General features: G+C 59.8%; 15 protein-coding genes and 1 pseudogene. 10 read left to right on the plus strand and 6 right to left on the minus strand.

The features are described 5' to 3' along the window. Position 1: 1 nt before the first annotated feature. On the plus strand, positions 2-1,648 hold the full coding sequence (locus tag N2603_RS11675) for a GMC family oxidoreductase (protein WP_260388845.1): 1,647 nt from the start codon (positions 2-4) through the stop codon (positions 1,646-1,648). Positions 1,649-1,806: 158 nt separating this feature from the next. Beyond that, positions 1,807-2,349, plus strand: a complete 543-nt coding sequence (locus N2603_RS11680; RefSeq protein ID WP_260388846.1) for an REP-associated tyrosine transposase — start codon at positions 1,807-1,809, stop codon at positions 2,347-2,349. A gap of 666 nt (positions 2,350-3,015) precedes the next feature. Here N2603_RS11680 and N2603_RS11685 read toward each other — a convergent pair. The 3 genes from N2603_RS11685 to N2603_RS11695 all read right to left on the minus strand — a co-directional run bounded on the left by N2603_RS11685 (position 3,016) and on the right by N2603_RS11695 (position 5,160). Next, positions 3,016-3,975, minus strand: a complete 960-nt coding sequence (locus N2603_RS11685) for an alpha/beta fold hydrolase (RefSeq protein WP_260388847.1) — start codon at positions 3,973-3,975, stop codon at positions 3,016-3,018. 126 nt (positions 3,976-4,101) lie between these two features. Continuing rightward, the gene (locus N2603_RS11690; RefSeq protein WP_260388848.1) at positions 4,102-4,590 is read right to left on the minus strand and encodes a phasin family protein; all 489 of its coding nucleotides are present in this window, start codon (positions 4,588-4,590) and stop codon (positions 4,102-4,104) included. Positions 4,591-4,995: 405 nt separating this feature from the next. Continuing rightward, the gene (locus tag N2603_RS11695; protein WP_260388849.1) at positions 4,996-5,160 is read right to left on the minus strand and encodes a hypothetical protein; all 165 of its coding nucleotides are present in this window, start codon (positions 5,158-5,160) and stop codon (positions 4,996-4,998) included. A gap of 192 nt (positions 5,161-5,352) precedes the next feature. Here N2603_RS11695 and N2603_RS11700 point away from each other — a divergent pair, with 192 nt between their 5' ends. Together N2603_RS11700 and N2603_RS11705 are read left to right on the plus strand one after the other, a co-directional pair. Continuing rightward, on the plus strand, positions 5,353-5,661 hold the full coding sequence (locus N2603_RS11700) for a hypothetical protein (protein WP_425248982.1): 309 nt from the start codon (positions 5,353-5,355) through the stop codon (positions 5,659-5,661). A gap of 204 nt (positions 5,662-5,865) precedes the next feature. Further along, positions 5,866-6,063, plus strand: coding sequence for a hypothetical protein (locus N2603_RS11705; RefSeq protein ID WP_260388850.1), 198 nt, complete (start codon positions 5,866-5,868; stop codon positions 6,061-6,063). Positions 6,064-7,175: 1,112 nt separating this feature from the next. On the opposite strand, the gene N2603_RS11710 is transcribed toward N2603_RS11705, so the two are convergent. Further along, complete coding sequence (locus N2603_RS11710; protein ID WP_260388851.1) at positions 7,176-7,445, minus strand: DUF3551 domain-containing protein; 270 nt, start codon at positions 7,443-7,445, stop codon at positions 7,176-7,178. A gap of 288 nt (positions 7,446-7,733) precedes the next feature. Between N2603_RS11710 and N2603_RS11715 the strand changes: the two are divergent. The 3 genes and pseudogenes from N2603_RS11715 to N2603_RS44740 all read left to right on the plus strand — a co-directional run. After that, positions 7,734-7,962: pseudogene (locus N2603_RS11715) on the plus strand (hypothetical protein); the annotation flags it as partial. 61 nt (positions 7,963-8,023) lie between these two features. After that, a complete protein-coding gene (locus N2603_RS11720) occupies positions 8,024-8,374 on the plus strand; it encodes a hypothetical protein (RefSeq protein ID WP_260388852.1) in 351 nt (116 codons plus the stop codon). A gap of 203 nt (positions 8,375-8,577) precedes the next feature. Beyond that, positions 8,578-8,739, plus strand: coding sequence for a hypothetical protein (locus N2603_RS44740; RefSeq protein ID WP_311741285.1), 162 nt, complete (start codon positions 8,578-8,580; stop codon positions 8,737-8,739). Positions 8,740-9,022: 283 nt separating this feature from the next. Here the strand turns inward: N2603_RS44740 and N2603_RS11730 are convergent, their stop codons facing one another. Both N2603_RS11730 and N2603_RS11735 read right to left on the minus strand, forming a co-directional pair. Then, positions 9,023-9,484, minus strand: a complete 462-nt coding sequence (locus N2603_RS11730) for a hypothetical protein (RefSeq protein ID WP_260388853.1) — start codon at positions 9,482-9,484, stop codon at positions 9,023-9,025. Positions 9,485-9,510: 26 nt separating this feature from the next. Beyond that, positions 9,511-9,768 carry a helix-turn-helix transcriptional regulator gene (locus N2603_RS11735; protein ID WP_260388854.1) on the minus strand — a complete coding sequence of 86 codons (258 nt, stop codon included), beginning with the start codon at positions 9,766-9,768 and terminating at the stop codon, positions 9,511-9,513. Positions 9,769-10,152: 384 nt separating this feature from the next. Between N2603_RS11735 and N2603_RS11740 the strand changes: the two genes are divergently transcribed. From N2603_RS11740 to N2603_RS11750, 3 genes are all read left to right on the plus strand, one after another. Beyond that, complete coding sequence (locus tag N2603_RS11740) at positions 10,153-10,434, plus strand: transcriptional regulator (protein WP_260388855.1); 282 nt, start codon at positions 10,153-10,155, stop codon at positions 10,432-10,434. Between the two features lie 245 nt (positions 10,435-10,679). Continuing rightward, entirely contained in the window at positions 10,680-11,324 is a 645-nt protein-coding gene (locus N2603_RS11745; RefSeq protein WP_260388856.1) for a hypothetical protein, read from the plus strand. A 133-nt stretch (positions 11,325-11,457) separates the two neighbouring features. Further along, the gene (locus tag N2603_RS11750) at positions 11,458-12,738 is read left to right on the plus strand and encodes an AAA family ATPase (protein ID WP_260388857.1); all 1,281 of its coding nucleotides are present in this window, start codon (positions 11,458-11,460) and stop codon (positions 12,736-12,738) included. The last annotated feature ends 481 nt before the right edge of the window (positions 12,739-13,219 follow it).

Here is a 13,219-nt window from a genome sequence, read left to right on the forward strand (position 1 = left end):
CATGGATAGATTCGATTATGTGATCGTCGGCGCGGGCTCCGCCGGTTGCGTGCTCACCAGCCGGCTCAGCGAAGATCCCAATGTCAGCGTCTGCGTGCTCGAAGCCGGGCCCAGCGACTGGCACCCCTACATTCATCTGCCGGCGGGGTTCATCAAGACCTTCCACATGAAGAGCATCAACTGGGCCTACCAGCAGGAGGTGGGCCCCTACACCGGCGGGCGCAGCATCTACGCGCCGCGCGGCAAGACGCTCGGCGGCTCGTCTTCGATCAACGGCCACATCTACAACCGCGGTCAGCGCATGGATTTCGACACCTGGGCGCAGATGGGCAATCGCGGCTGGGGCTACGCCGACGTGCTGCCCTACTTCCGGCGCCTGGAGAAGCGGGTCGGCGAGGGCGAGGACACCTATCGCGGCCGCGACGGCAACCTCATCGTCACCACGATGGACTGGCGCGATCCGCTCTGCGAAGCCTTCATGGAAGGCGCGGTCTCGCTCGGCATTCCCCGCAACCCCGACTACAACGGCAAGACCCAGGAGGGCGTCTCCTACTGTCAGCGCACCATCGACAAGGGCCTGCGCGTCTCCGGTTCGACCGCCTTCCTCAAGCCCGCGATGAAGCGGCCCAACGTGCATGTGCACACGCATGCGCATGCGACCGAGATCATTTTTGAAGGCAAGCGCGCGGTCGGCGTGCGCTACACCAAGGGCGGCCGTGGCGGCCAGCCCGTCGAAGTGCGCGCCAACAAGGAAGTGATCCTCTCCGGCGGCACCTATAATTCGCCGCAGCTCTTGCAGCTCTCCGGCGTCGGCTCGCCGGATCTGTTGCAGCAGCACGGCATCGCGGTGCGTCACGCGCTGCCCGTCGGCGAGGGCCTTCAGGACCATTACGCCCCGCGCACGGTGGCGCGCGTGAAAGACATCAAGACTATCAACGAGCTCCGCCGCGGCTTCTCGCTGTGGATCGAGGCGTTGAAATGGGCGACCGCGCGCCGCGGCCTGCTGTCGCTGTCGCCGACCATGGTCTATTGCTTCTGGCACTCCGGCGAGAGCGCTGAGAGCTCCGATCTCCAGCTCACCTTCACGCCCGCTTCCTACAAGGAAGGCGTGCAGGGGCAGCTCGAGGACGAGCCCGGCATGACGGTCGCCTCCTGGCAGCAGCGCCCGGAGAGCCGCGGCTATGTCCGCATCCGCTCCTCCGATCCGTTCGCGCCGCCGATCATCCAGACCAACTATCTCGATGCCGAGCTCGACCGCCGCGTGATCGTCGGCGGCATGAAGCTCGCGCGGCGGCTTTTGAAGTCCGCGCCGCTGTCGCCCTATTACGCCTACGAGGATTTCCCCGGCCCCAACGTCAACACCGACGACGAATTCCTGCACGCCGCCACCGAGCGCGGCACCACCACCTTCCACCCCGGCTGCACCTGCCGCATGGGCCCGGCGGACTCGACCTGGGCGGTGGTCGATGACCAGCTCCGCGTCCACGGCCTCGAAGGCCTCCGCGTCATCGATGCCTCCGTCATGCCGCGCATGATCTCGGCAAATTTGAATGCGTCAACGATGATGATCGCCGACCGCGCCTCGGACCTGATCCGCGGCAAGCAGCCGATGGAAGCCGCGCGCATTCCGGACGCGGCGGTGGCGTGAGATCTTCGTAGGATGGGTAGAGCGAAGCGAAACCCATCATCGTGCCGCGTTCTTTGAAGGTGCGATGGGTTTCGCTGCGCTCTTCCCATCCTACAAGCCCTTCACTATAGGTTGAGGTCGGAATTAGAATCGTCTGCAAGGTTGTGCTAAAATGAGGCATGACCTCCTATCGACGCAATTTCATTCCCGGCGGAAGCTTCTTTTTCACCGTCAACTTGGCGGATCGGAGCCTTCCGCTTCTGACGGCGAACATCGACCTATTGCGCGCGGCCTTCCGCGAAGTTCGCCAGCGGCATCCTTTCATGATCGATGCAATCGTGGTGCTGCCGGAGCATCTTCACACCGTCTGGACGATGCCTGACGGAGATGCAGATTTTGCAATGCGCTGGCGACAAATCAAATCCGCCTTCTCCCGCCACCTCGTGCCCGGCGAAGTAGTCTCAGCGAGCCGCGTCAGCAGGGCAGAGCGGGGCATCTGGCCGCGCCGCTATTGGGAGCACACCATCCGCGACGAGGAGGATTATGCTCGGCACATCGACTACGTGCACATCAACCCCGTCAAGCACGGTCTGGTTAATCGGGTCTGCGATTGGGCACCGACGTCATTCCATCGCCACGTCGAGATCGGCAACTATCCGGCAGATTGGGCCGGAGATCTGTCGCAATGCGACGACGGAGCCAAGTTCGGAGAGCGGAGTTGAGGGAGCAGTAGGATGGGTAGAGCGAAGCGAAACCCATCACCATCACCGCGGAAAGAACGCGATGGGTTTCGCTTCGCTCTACCCATCCTACGAAACTGGTCTCACGTCGGGCAAAACACCTCGCACTCCGTCAACCCCTCTGCGCAAAAATATTCCACTTTACCGAAATTCGGAATTGCGGCATAAGTCGAAACAGCCCGGCCCGACGAAGAGGGGCGGTTCGCGAGTCGTTCGAAACGCGGGCCGGGTTGCGGTGGACGCGGCAGCGTCGGCACGACCGGTGGCGGGCAGGGCGGGTAGTCCCTGTGAGTCCGCGGCCGCGTGTAGACGAACGGCGCTGAGTGCGTACGGCAAAACCGTGTGGTCCTTGCTGCAAGCTCTATTCCGGGCCTCTTGAAAACGCCGGAAGGGACGAAAAATAAAGGCATTTTTCGGTTGCCGCCTGGCTAGTGAGCGGCCCGCCTAAACCGGCCGGGCCCTAATAGGCCCTAGTTTCACATGGCCCTGGCGCGGCCCCGGCCCCGGTGCCCTTAGCTCTACGGCCCTTCCTGCGCGTTGGCGCGACCGTTGGGCCGGTGTCCTGTAGCTCCCCTCGGAAGGCTCCCCCTCCGGCCGGGACATGTCCGCTAGGGCCACTTCCGGACGCCCGCAATGCAACAAGAAAGCCTATACGGTCCTCACTGGTTCGGTGGGCGCCAGCGCCGCCACGGCATCCGCTATTCCCGCCGCATCTGCATAGGTAACCATGTGACCGGCATCCTCGACCAGATGAAGCAGGGAGCGGGGCAACACCGCGTGGAGGCGGCGCGACTGGTCGGCTTCGATGAGCCGGTCAGCCTTTCCATGCACGATCCTAACTGGACACCGGATACCCCGATATTGAAGCCGCAACTGCGCAGCAGCTGGAATAAGGAACGCACTCTCCTCGGCGGCCGCCCTCAACTGCTTGGGTCGGATAGCCAATGAGATCGGAAATTCGTTCTTGAATTCCGGCGGGATGGCGCGCGGCGCGAACAAGGTGCGCATCAGCTTCGGCATAATGGCGCACGCTATGATCGGCGAGATAGTGTAGCGCATCAGATCGCCGAGCAGCGGCAGTGCCGGAGCTGACATGAGCCAAAAGTCCGCCCGAGCGGTTGGAAAATAGTAGCCGGACACAAGCACCAGCCCACTCACGGCATGGCCGCTTCGCAGCGCCAGCGCGATCGCCACCAGCGTTCCCCAGGAGTGGCCAAGCACCACGGGGTTGCGCACCCCAAGCTGATCAAGAGCCTTCGCGAACAAGGCAGCTTGCGTTGTGGCCGTCCAGATGCGTGTGCGCGGACGGTGGCTATAGCCAAACCCTGGACGGTCGAAGCAAACGACGCGATAGCTCTGGGCCAGGCGGTCGACCAAACCGCTTATGACGAGATCCTGAACCATGGTGCCATTTCCGTGAAACAGGACCACGCAAGGCGCGGCGGCATCGCCCCGTTCGATATGGTGAAGGCGCACACCGTCGCAATCGGTGAAGACGCCGATCGGGGGATTCTTTCGCTCCGCTACCGCCTGAAACGCGATGTTGGCGAGGATCAGAATGACGAGTCCGGCCAAAACGATCAGCAGCACGGTTTCAGTTGTGGACATGGTGTCAACCTATTCGCCGATGGCAAGCACTGATTCGACTCCCTCGTTGTAAGCCGCGCTCCCCAGCCGAGAGCAACCAACCGTGGCCGGCGCGTGCGTGATCCGCGTTTGCGTCGATGCCAGTAATCATCCCGGCAGAGCCGTATCTCGGGGCGGATTGATGCGCCAGAACGGATATGCCGCCAGTTCTTTCGAATGCTGCCCGAACATATCGAACCGCCTGTTTGTAAACTCCGTAATGACGCCGAACAATTCAGTTGGTGACCTGATCGACCCAAGTCTGAGGCCGAATTCAAAAGCTAATTGCGCGTTGGCCCCGGCAATCTCAAGAAGCTTTGCTTGATACGCCTGCATGTTTGCCGTCGCTAAAGCAAAGCCTTTCATTGGATCGCTACCCGTCATTCTCTGACTGAGGTCATCGGGTAAGGCATCCACCCGAGGCTCTTTAGGATCATCATGAAGCCCAAGAGGCGGCTCAATCGGGACTGCCGCAACAGAGCGAAGTAAATCCTCTTTCTGGCTTCGAACAATGGCCTGCTTATTCCGTTGGGCCCGCGCGGCCAATTTCGGATTGCGGGCGCGCTTCAGCGCTGTCGCCGGTTTGCGTTTGCTCATCTGACGCTCCAAGAAAATGGGGGGCGACTTCATTTCTGAAAAGGTCAACAGGGATTGTGATGTGGCGTTCCAAGTCAGATTGTCGGAGCTCCCATAAACCGAGATCAATCGCGCGTTCTGCAATGTCGAGATTACTTTAGGTAGCAACTCCAACCAACAAACGTCTAGCTAGCGATCTTCCAGACCTATGCTCAACGGTGTCAGTTTGAGAACAATCAGCCCTGCGCGCGTTGAGTCTCGGCCGTTCTATCGCCGACGGTCTTATCACGGACGTCAAGCTGCCCGGAGGCATCGACGGATGGCTGATCGCCGAACGTTGCGGAGACCTGAACCGCGGCGGTTTTAAGGAGTGGCGTGCTGCCTGTGAATGGCGGCTCAGGGTCAATAGCTGCCTTCGGGCATACCTCACTGCGGCCAATCCTTGCAGAGCGTGATGCCGATCATGATCAGCGAGCCAATTGCGACCGCCACTGGGCAGATAAACGGTAGTTCTTCCAGCACGCCAATAGCGACGGCCCGAACGCGGAGAGTTCTCTTCAAATGCGCGAAGCGCAAGCCTGCCACACCCATCGGACATCTCCGTTGGCCCCCAGCAGCAGCGCTTATTCTTCAGCGCGAAGCGATTTCCGGCTATCGCCCATTCGGATGTATCCCCGGATCAAGGTGAAGGAACCATTGCACTAGCCCTGGCGCCAGCAGATTGTTGTAGATCGCTGCCCGTCGTAGCGAGCCAGGCGGCTTTGATTGGACCCCGCGCACGCCATGGCTCTTGATGTGATCCGGAATTATCCGCCTCGCCAGGAATATCGCCGCATGTGGAACTGGATGTTGCTCGGGTTGGAAAGCAACCGCGTTATCGGCCTGCGGATGGCGAAGCTGATGGGCGGCGGCAAAGCTGCTCGACGTGAAGCCCAACTCATGGTGGGTGAGAAAATCTTTGCGGCGGCGAAGGCCGGTAAAAGTCTGATGGCTGGCGCATCCGCAGACAAGATTGTTGAGCAGTACCGAAGGAAGGTCGCGGCAAACGCCAAACGGCTCAGCCGGAGACCAACACGACGCAAACGAAAGTAAAGCTGTCCCTTCGACTAACCACCTACGGGACTTACTTGCTCTGCTTGGGCGCTTACTTGTGCTGAAGTACACAATGGGCCGCGCAGCATCTCAATTCGAGATTCGTGAACTTCGTGCATTGGAACGCTGGCCCAGGCACGAGATTAGATGATAAATTGCGGAGCGTGGCGGCTGCGATGAGGGGCGTTGCATCGGAGGCAGCGCATGAAGGTCATCGTCGACGAAGACGGCGAGGTCATCGCCATAGCAACGGATGATCATATTCTGCTCGGCGGCCACCATCGCCTGGCGGTGGCGGGCAGCATGGGCAGAAGATTGTTCTGGCGAGATACCGGCGAACCTGTGAAGCTTGATCTCCTGTTTAAGCACCATCCCCATGGGAGCTCCCGCCGTTCAGCCTGAGCTGGTCGCCTAGGTACCCTTTAAGTAAATGAAGAACCGCAAGCGGCCCGCCTACAGGCGCGTGCAGGACCAATTCTGGGGTATCAGTTGCATTGCTGGCGGTCGGCAAGCCGCCAGCCCCTTGCAAAAAAAAGCGGCCCCAACCCTTCGCAGGCAAAGTTGAGGCCGAAAGCACAGGGGCTAGCAGAGGGCTCTCCGCTAGTCCAAGATCACTATGCCCCTGCGCCGGGTCGCGGGCGATAACCTATGTTGCTGACGAAGAAGCAATGATCCGGGTCTCGACCAGCGTTCGCGCGGGCGCGGGAGCTGGCCTTTGGAACTTGTGCGAATAAATCCGGTTCGTCCGAGCGGGCCACGAACCGAGTTTGCGTCATGTCGTTTTCCGATTGCATCCTGCCATCCTGTCCAAGCTGTGCGGCTTGGCCGATGGCGGTCTCTGGTCTTGTGCCGGGCTTCTATCGGCTCGTCCAGTTTCGTTGCTGCCGCTGCTCACGTAGCGAAATCTTCGACACCGGCCGCTCAGACATCGCGCTTGGCGAACATTGGCCAGCAAAGGCAGGACGGTTTCGGAGCGCGGCCCCATCCCGGTGAGAGACGGCCCCGACGCACTGGAGGCAATGGCCGAGGCCGCCCTGCCAGCCTGAAGAGCGAACAAGCAATCCGAATCGGAGGTGCGCCAGCACTCGCGTGCAGTGTATGGGTTCGGAACGGCCCCAAGCCCATCTCTGGGGCTGGAGGGGGACGAGCCGGGGGCCGCCAACGCACGCTACGAAACGCATGCGCTGGCAGTAATCTCAGCCTGAGATTTCTGTTCGTATGTACCAAATGACGAATATCGCAGATTAAATTCGGAGCGAGAAGACGGCTCCGGTTAGCCCAGGGGTGGGACCCGGAGCCGTCCTGCCAACCCTTCAGGCCAGCCCGCGTGAAGGGCTAACGAGCAACTAAATTTCCGCGTCGGTATGTTGTTCCGCCAAGGCGTACGCTGTTCTGAACGCGGCATCGTCATCGACCCGCGTCAAGATCTTGGGCAAATCCGTCACAGTGACGGATTTGGATCTGCGTCACATAGCGGCAGGCGGCGCGCACCGGGAGCAGACGGCATTACATCGTCACTGATGATGCGTTCGCTTGTGACGCACTGCGGGCTTTCCTCCTTTCCCGGCATAGTAGGGATTGACCACGCATGATGCCGCGCGGCCCGATGCGGAGGCCTGACACTGGGCCATATTGGTGTAGGCGCACTCGAAATAGTAATCCATGAAGCCACCCGTGTAGACTTGGAGGCAAACCGGGTAAGTGGGATCGTAGGTCTGCGCCTGCACCGATGTGGCGGCGTAGAGTGCGCCGCTGACGAGAATTGCAAGGACTGGAAGGCGCATCAGAACACTCCTCAATCAGGCCAGCACGTTAACTGTCCTCGCGGAAGAGGTGACAACGTTTCGATCTCAGGCGCAAATCCCGCACGCTCCCTTCGAATGTCACATCTCACTTCCTAGGCAGGGATAGCGGCGATAAAGCACATGAGCTGGGCGAATGTTTCGCCCGCGAACAGGCCTGTCGGAGGGCCGGTCCCAAAGGACCAGAAACCGAATAGGGGTTCCCGGTGCGCGTTCGTGATGCTCGAACGATCAAATGCTGGTCTCGTGGCCGCGCGCTCTGGAGCCTCCCTGGAGCCCTGCTGGCATTACGGCGGCTCGGTCAGGGCGGCTGCGGAACTAGCGGCGGAAGCACGCAAGCAAGCCGACCGGCTTTGCCTGCGAGGCATGGACCCTGCGCATGCTCGGCTTCAAGGGTCCGGCGCAGCCCTCGCCGACGTTGGGTGGCGCGCTCAATGCTGGATACTGCTATCTCGAAGTCCGATGTCTTGGCCGCGATACCAATCAGACCGTCTCCCTGGCTCTATGGAACTTTCGGACGTGCAACTTATTGAGCGGTTATTCACGTAGAGGACCGCTCTGTGAACCACTTCGCCGTTATCTTGATCTTACTCGTTGGCGGCGCTTCGCTCGCGTTCGGCCAGAGTACGGGTGGATCGAGCAGTGGCGGCTCCGCGGCGAGTGGAAGCGCGGCAACTGGCTCCACAGGTTATGTGGGCGGCACCCTATCGACCGGTCATACCGTAAGCGGTACTGCGGGCTCCTCCCGTCCCAACGTGGGCAATGCGCTCAGCCACGCCGCGACCGGTGATGTGGATGCTTCCTCCGTTAGTCCGGCTCCAGCCTCCCACGACAACGCGGTGGATACGCCCGCCGCCGAGCGCGCCATAAAGAACTTAGGCAACACGGATATCGGCATTCTCAAGAAGTAAGGCCACTCTGCAAGTCGAGCTGCTCGGTCCTCACGTCTGCGACTATTCTCGGTACTCTCCGCGCCTTAATTCAACACAACGAGCCAAGAGGCCATCATCCATCTCTTCCAGATGGTCAATTTGCTACATCGGCAACCTCGCTGCGATGCAGGGAGTATTTTTAGACTATCCCGCGCCGGTAATGCGCAACACTTGGGTGCCAGATGACCCTGATGCGCTGGGACGTGCCGCCGCCGCGGACCGGCGGCCCGCCGGTGACCAACATCCGCAACACGTCGTCACCGCACTGGCGCGGCTGGCTCACGCCGGTGACGATGCTTGATCCTGCTAATTCGCGGCTGGGCACACGGCCGACCGATTCATAGATCGAACGCTGACCGGAGCACCGCCGCAGTTAAGTCCTAGATTTTTCGTTCTTCGACCCCGTCGGCTTGTGGAGTGCGCCCGTCATCCGCTTCACCGACATCTGCCTGAGCAGCTTGGACCGGGTTGAAGTTGTGCGTGTAATGATGACGCGCTGACCGATCCGAATTAGTAACAGCGGTATTGCACCTACAACGCCGCCGATCGATTGCGCATCTCGCTCCGGCACTAACAGCGTAAGGCGGGCGGTGCAATCAATCGGCGGAACGTGGAGCTCGATACCTCCTATTCCCAGCCTGCATAGGCCTTCCACGTCAGCCCGAGCTGACCAGCATTCTCCACTGCAGCCGCGGCGAACCACAAGCTGGGATACAGCACGGGCATACCTTCATCTGTGCACAAGAATTCCGGAGCAGCGATCGAGCTAGGTTCGCCCGGTGTTGCGTGCAGATTGATACGGTCAATTGTCCAGCCGCTGGGATGCCGTTCGGCCGTGACGAGGTACTGCCGGGCGACAAAGCGGCTGTAACCTTCCTCAGCCATTCTCCACCCTTTCCGAGGGGAGACAACGCGGTCGATCTCAATTCCGCGCATGCGCTTGGTGAAATCCCGCGAGGGAACGGCAACATGTGTCAGGAAACTCGGGACATCTGCGTTGAGACCATCGTCGCGCGGCTTGACGATGTAGGTCGGCGCCATCTCTGAGTAGCCGGCGGCGATCGCTTCATTCGTGGTCTGATTGGTCATATGACTCTCCACTTTACTTGCGGTGTTTACCGCGCCGAATTGCGCGGATTCGGGCGACGTCCCCCACCGCGTCTCCGATTCGGATTGCGAGCATCAGCCGTTTCCCACCAAGCGTAGACTTCGCTGTCACGCCAGGTCTTCTTGTTTTCAGTGGCGTAATGAGGCGGCGGAAATTTTCCTGCTTTCACCAGACGGTAGAGAGTTGTCCGGCTCAGTCGGATGATTTCGAGGACCTCTTTCTCGGTGATGATGCGTCCACGACGCTTCGCGGAATCTTCGGACATTCTGACTCCTTCGGCTCCAGATGTGAAACAGCTCGGGCGCGCTTGATGTAGCGGCGACATCCTCGTTGTAGCAGATGTCCGATGGAGCCTTCTAGATTGAAGCAAAGCTTCAGAATCGCACCTCGTGAAGCAAAGCTTCAACGTCCCGAAGCAAAGCTTCATTCCAGCAGAGCTGTTGTTCTCTCTGGTGGGCGATCGCGGCGTTTGATGTGCGTGAGATCGGTGGCGCGGTGCGCGTCGAGGTCTGACTCAAAAGCTTGTGAGCGTGACCACCGTGAAACAAGCTGACACCGAGGCCCCAAGATCAGCTCTTCCTTCTCTCGATCAGCGACTGCATTCTGTAGGAAAGGTGCCGCAGTGCGCCGTGGATAGAGGAGGACAACGATGGCTCGCTCGATCGCTGAGAACATCGAAAAGCACCCAGTGCCGCGACTGAGCTGGTCGGTTGACGAATTCTGCAGCTCTGTCGGCATCAGCCGTTCGACCTATGAAAAGCTGAAGCGTCAAGGACTGGCGCCGCGTGAAATGCGCATCGGCTGGGCGGTGCGCATCAGCCAGCTCGCTGCTGTTGAATGGATTGCTGCGCGCGAGACTGAGGCGACCAGCAAGAATGTCTGTGCATCGGAGGAGTCCGCCGCGACGCGCGATGGCGTTCGCAGCGCATAGAAAAGCGCCGCCCTTGGCGAGAGGGCGGCGCTTTCTTGTTTCCACCGGGTGTGGTGGCGGTCGATAGCACTAACCCGCCTTTTACACCCGGTCCTCGCCAAAGCCAACAGTGCGGCAGATCGGTCATGAATCCCCAACTGCTTGCAACAGTCGCACGCGCGCATCGAATGCGCTGGCGGCTATTTGGCCGACAGGCCGGACCTTCTGAGTTCGAAAGTAGAGCAACCTGATTTGTGGAGTGACCAATGACAACTCATCGAACGACAAAGCGGCGAAGTGAGTGGATGCACGTGCGGGAGACCGGATATACCGGGCCCAACCTCGGGCTGGTTTTGCATCCGCACGATAACGCGAACGATCGGTTCCTCTTGATGCATCGCGGCCCGCGTCCAATTCCGCCTTTGGGATGGATCACGGGTTTTGATGGCCAGCAGGCGAAATATTGGGTCCAGCTGCCTTCGGGGCAGTCCTGTTTTTTTGTTCCGTTCAACCAATTGGAGCCGGCTGACGCATTGATGATCCTTTCCGTGCACCGGTTGTCCGACGGCCAGATCGACTGCGGCCCGCACCAGTCCTGGCTCTATGGAGGGCCCGACTTCGGAGAGTGCAATTTCGACGTCAACCATTTTTATGCGATCAGAAAGGCGGAAGGGCTGAAGATCGAGCCCGAGACCGCGACCGTGATCTACAAGTATGTGCCGACCCTCGATCCCTACTTTATCGACGAGCCTCCCGCTCGAGTGTCGCAGTGGGGGCGTCATTACTTCGCGCGTGCACAGGGCGGGGAGATGTGGGTGTCGTTTTACGACCTTCCCGCTGACACGCGTTCTGTTCTCTGGTCCCGTTATTGCGAGGAGGCAGCTCGGGCCAAGCCGGACGGTTCTCGGTGACCGTCACCCGCGTTCCTAATGGCACCACGCTGGGGCGTGCCCAGTATGCACTGTTACGGTAGGTGGGAGTGACCTCGTGGAATAGGCGACATTGGCATAGCGGATCAATGATTGCGCCGAGAAGGACGGTCGAATGGGTATCTCGCCTGAACCTGGCTTTCGCGACACCCTCGATGAGGGCTTCCATGATCCTTTTGCTGATCGGAAGCGTAGGCCGAATATTGTTCTCGCCTGGGAAAAGCAGATCGTCGTGCCTCCGAAGTATCTGATCGAGGGGCTATTGATCGATGGTGGCATTCAGATTCTCGCAGGACCCACGTCGGTTGGCAAAACGAAACTGACTGAGCTGTTCGCTTTTAGCGTCGGCACTGGGCACGTGTTCCACCCGGCGCATCCAGTGAACCGTGTTGGCGGGGTTGTGTGGTTTGCAGCCGAAGGAGAGCTCCAAGCAGTTCCTTATTTGCGCTGCATCGAGCAGGCTATCGGCGGTTACAGGCCGAACAATATGGAGACGGAGCTCGCCACACCTATCGCTGTGGTACCTTCTGGCGAACTTCCGAAGCTCAACGACCCATTGGCTGTGCAGGCGATGCGTACGATCATGGAGTGGGCTAGCAAGGCTATTGTTGAACGATTTAAGCTGGCGCCCGCGTTGATCGTGGTGGACACCTATTCGCGCATGGCCGGTCCTGTGGATCCCGACAAAAGCCACCTGGCGGAGCTCATTTACGACAAGCTGATCACAATCGGACGGGAGTTCAATTCGACGGTCCTGGTGTTGGATCATACTGGGAAAGATCCGGATAAGGGCGTGCGTGGATCGACGGCAAAGCCCGCCGCGACAGAGATCACCATGATGATCAAGGCGGAGACGGGTCAAACGAGTGGGCTGTTGTTGGAGATCGAGAAGAATAGGTTAGGGCCCAGACCAGAGCCCTTGATCTTCAACCTGTGCACTCACCGCTATGTCGGTGACGATGGGCTCGAGGCTTCGGACGTGGTGCCGACCTTCCACTCGAATGCCGTCGGAAATGCGGTGCGTTCAGCTCGAAATCAGCGCTGGCAGCCAGCGCGCAAGGCATTTTGGCAGTGCATCGAAGATGGCAAATGGAAAAAGGTGCAGTCCCCGAAGTCCAATTGGGCGGAAGTCAAAGCGATTAGCTGGCGTGATTGGAAGGAGCAATACAAACGGGACGTCCCCCTCGACAAGAAGGAGCGTTCTGTTGATCGCTCATTCGAGCGGGCGGTTGAAGATCTGCTCGGCATCGTGGCGGTCAAAGGGCAGCCGAAACGACACGACAGATTGCGACAGATGGTCGAGTTCGACGAAATTGCAGGTGAGAAAAGGTTTTGGTGGGTTGCGACAGACGGGGACAGTTCGCGACAGCCCGATGAAGTGTCGCATGATAGCTAAGTGGGCTGCGACAGTGCGACAGTTCGCGACACCGACCAACCGTTTCACCAATGCCATCGTGCTGCGACAGTCCCGATCCTGGTCTGTCGGAGACCTGAAATGTGCAGTAAGTTGATGACATGACTACGCATTCGGAGAGGTCGCCTGCCATTGCGACAGTTGTTCTCCATCCCTATAAGAGGATGGAGAACTGTCGCAGCAGGCGAGAGCGCTCTGCGACAGTTGAATATCAGCGAGCGTCGCAAAATGGGTGGCAAGACATCCGGCTCTGGAAACGCGATCTGGCAAGCCGTTGCGGTGAGGTACCGCTTTAGACGTGGGCGGCCAGGATTTCCCACCTGCAGGGCGTTGAAACGCAACGGGCAGATTTGCGGCAATCTGGCCATGCGCGGAGTGAGCGTGTGCCAATGCCATGGTGGAAGAATGCTGGTTGCCCGGCTGCGCTTCCAGCGGAAGGCACATGGTCGTCACCGCACTTTAG

The sequence above is a fragment of the Bradyrhizobium huanghuaihaiense genome (assembly GCF_025200885.1).
Classification (GTDB): Bacteria; Pseudomonadota; Alphaproteobacteria; order Rhizobiales; family Xanthobacteraceae; genus Bradyrhizobium; species Bradyrhizobium huanghuaihaiense.

Bases quoted from the DNA above. Each gene is read 5' to 3' on its own strand.
- N2603_RS11675 (WP_260388845.1), top strand. From the start codon at position 2: ATGGATAGATTCGATTATGTGATCGTCGGCGCGGGCTCCGCCGGTTGC.
- N2603_RS11680 (WP_260388846.1), top strand. From the start codon at position 1,807: ATGACCTCCTATCGACGCAATTTCATTCCCGGCGGAAGCTTCTTTTTC.
- N2603_RS11685 (WP_260388847.1), bottom strand. From the start codon at position 3,975: ATGTCCACAACTGAAACCGTGCTGCTGATCGTTTTGGCCGGACTCGTC.
- N2603_RS11690 (WP_260388848.1), bottom strand. From the start codon at position 4,590: ATGAGCAAACGCAAACCGGCGACAGCGCTGAAGCGCGCCCGCAATCCG.
- N2603_RS11695 (WP_260388849.1), bottom strand. From the start codon at position 5,160: ATGGGTGTGGCAGGCTTGCGCTTCGCGCATTTGAAGAGAACTCTCCGC.
- N2603_RS11700 (WP_425248982.1), top strand. From the start codon at position 5,353: ATGGCTCTTGATGTGATCCGGAATTATCCGCCTCGCCAGGAATATCGC.
- N2603_RS11705 (WP_260388850.1), top strand. From the start codon at position 5,866: ATGAAGGTCATCGTCGACGAAGACGGCGAGGTCATCGCCATAGCAACG.
- N2603_RS11710 (WP_260388851.1), bottom strand. From the start codon at position 7,445: ATGCGCCTTCCAGTCCTTGCAATTCTCGTCAGCGGCGCACTCTACGCC.
- N2603_RS44740 (WP_311741285.1), top strand. From the start codon at position 8,578: ATGACCCTGATGCGCTGGGACGTGCCGCCGCCGCGGACCGGCGGCCCG.
- N2603_RS11730 (WP_260388853.1), bottom strand. From the start codon at position 9,484: ATGACCAATCAGACCACGAATGAAGCGATCGCCGCCGGCTACTCAGAG.
- N2603_RS11735 (WP_260388854.1), bottom strand. From the start codon at position 9,768: ATGTCCGAAGATTCCGCGAAGCGTCGTGGACGCATCATCACCGAGAAA.
- N2603_RS11740 (WP_260388855.1), top strand. From the start codon at position 10,153: ATGGCTCGCTCGATCGCTGAGAACATCGAAAAGCACCCAGTGCCGCGA.
- N2603_RS11745 (WP_260388856.1), top strand. From the start codon at position 10,680: ATGACAACTCATCGAACGACAAAGCGGCGAAGTGAGTGGATGCACGTG.
- N2603_RS11750 (WP_260388857.1), top strand. From the start codon at position 11,458: ATGGGTATCTCGCCTGAACCTGGCTTTCGCGACACCCTCGATGAGGGC.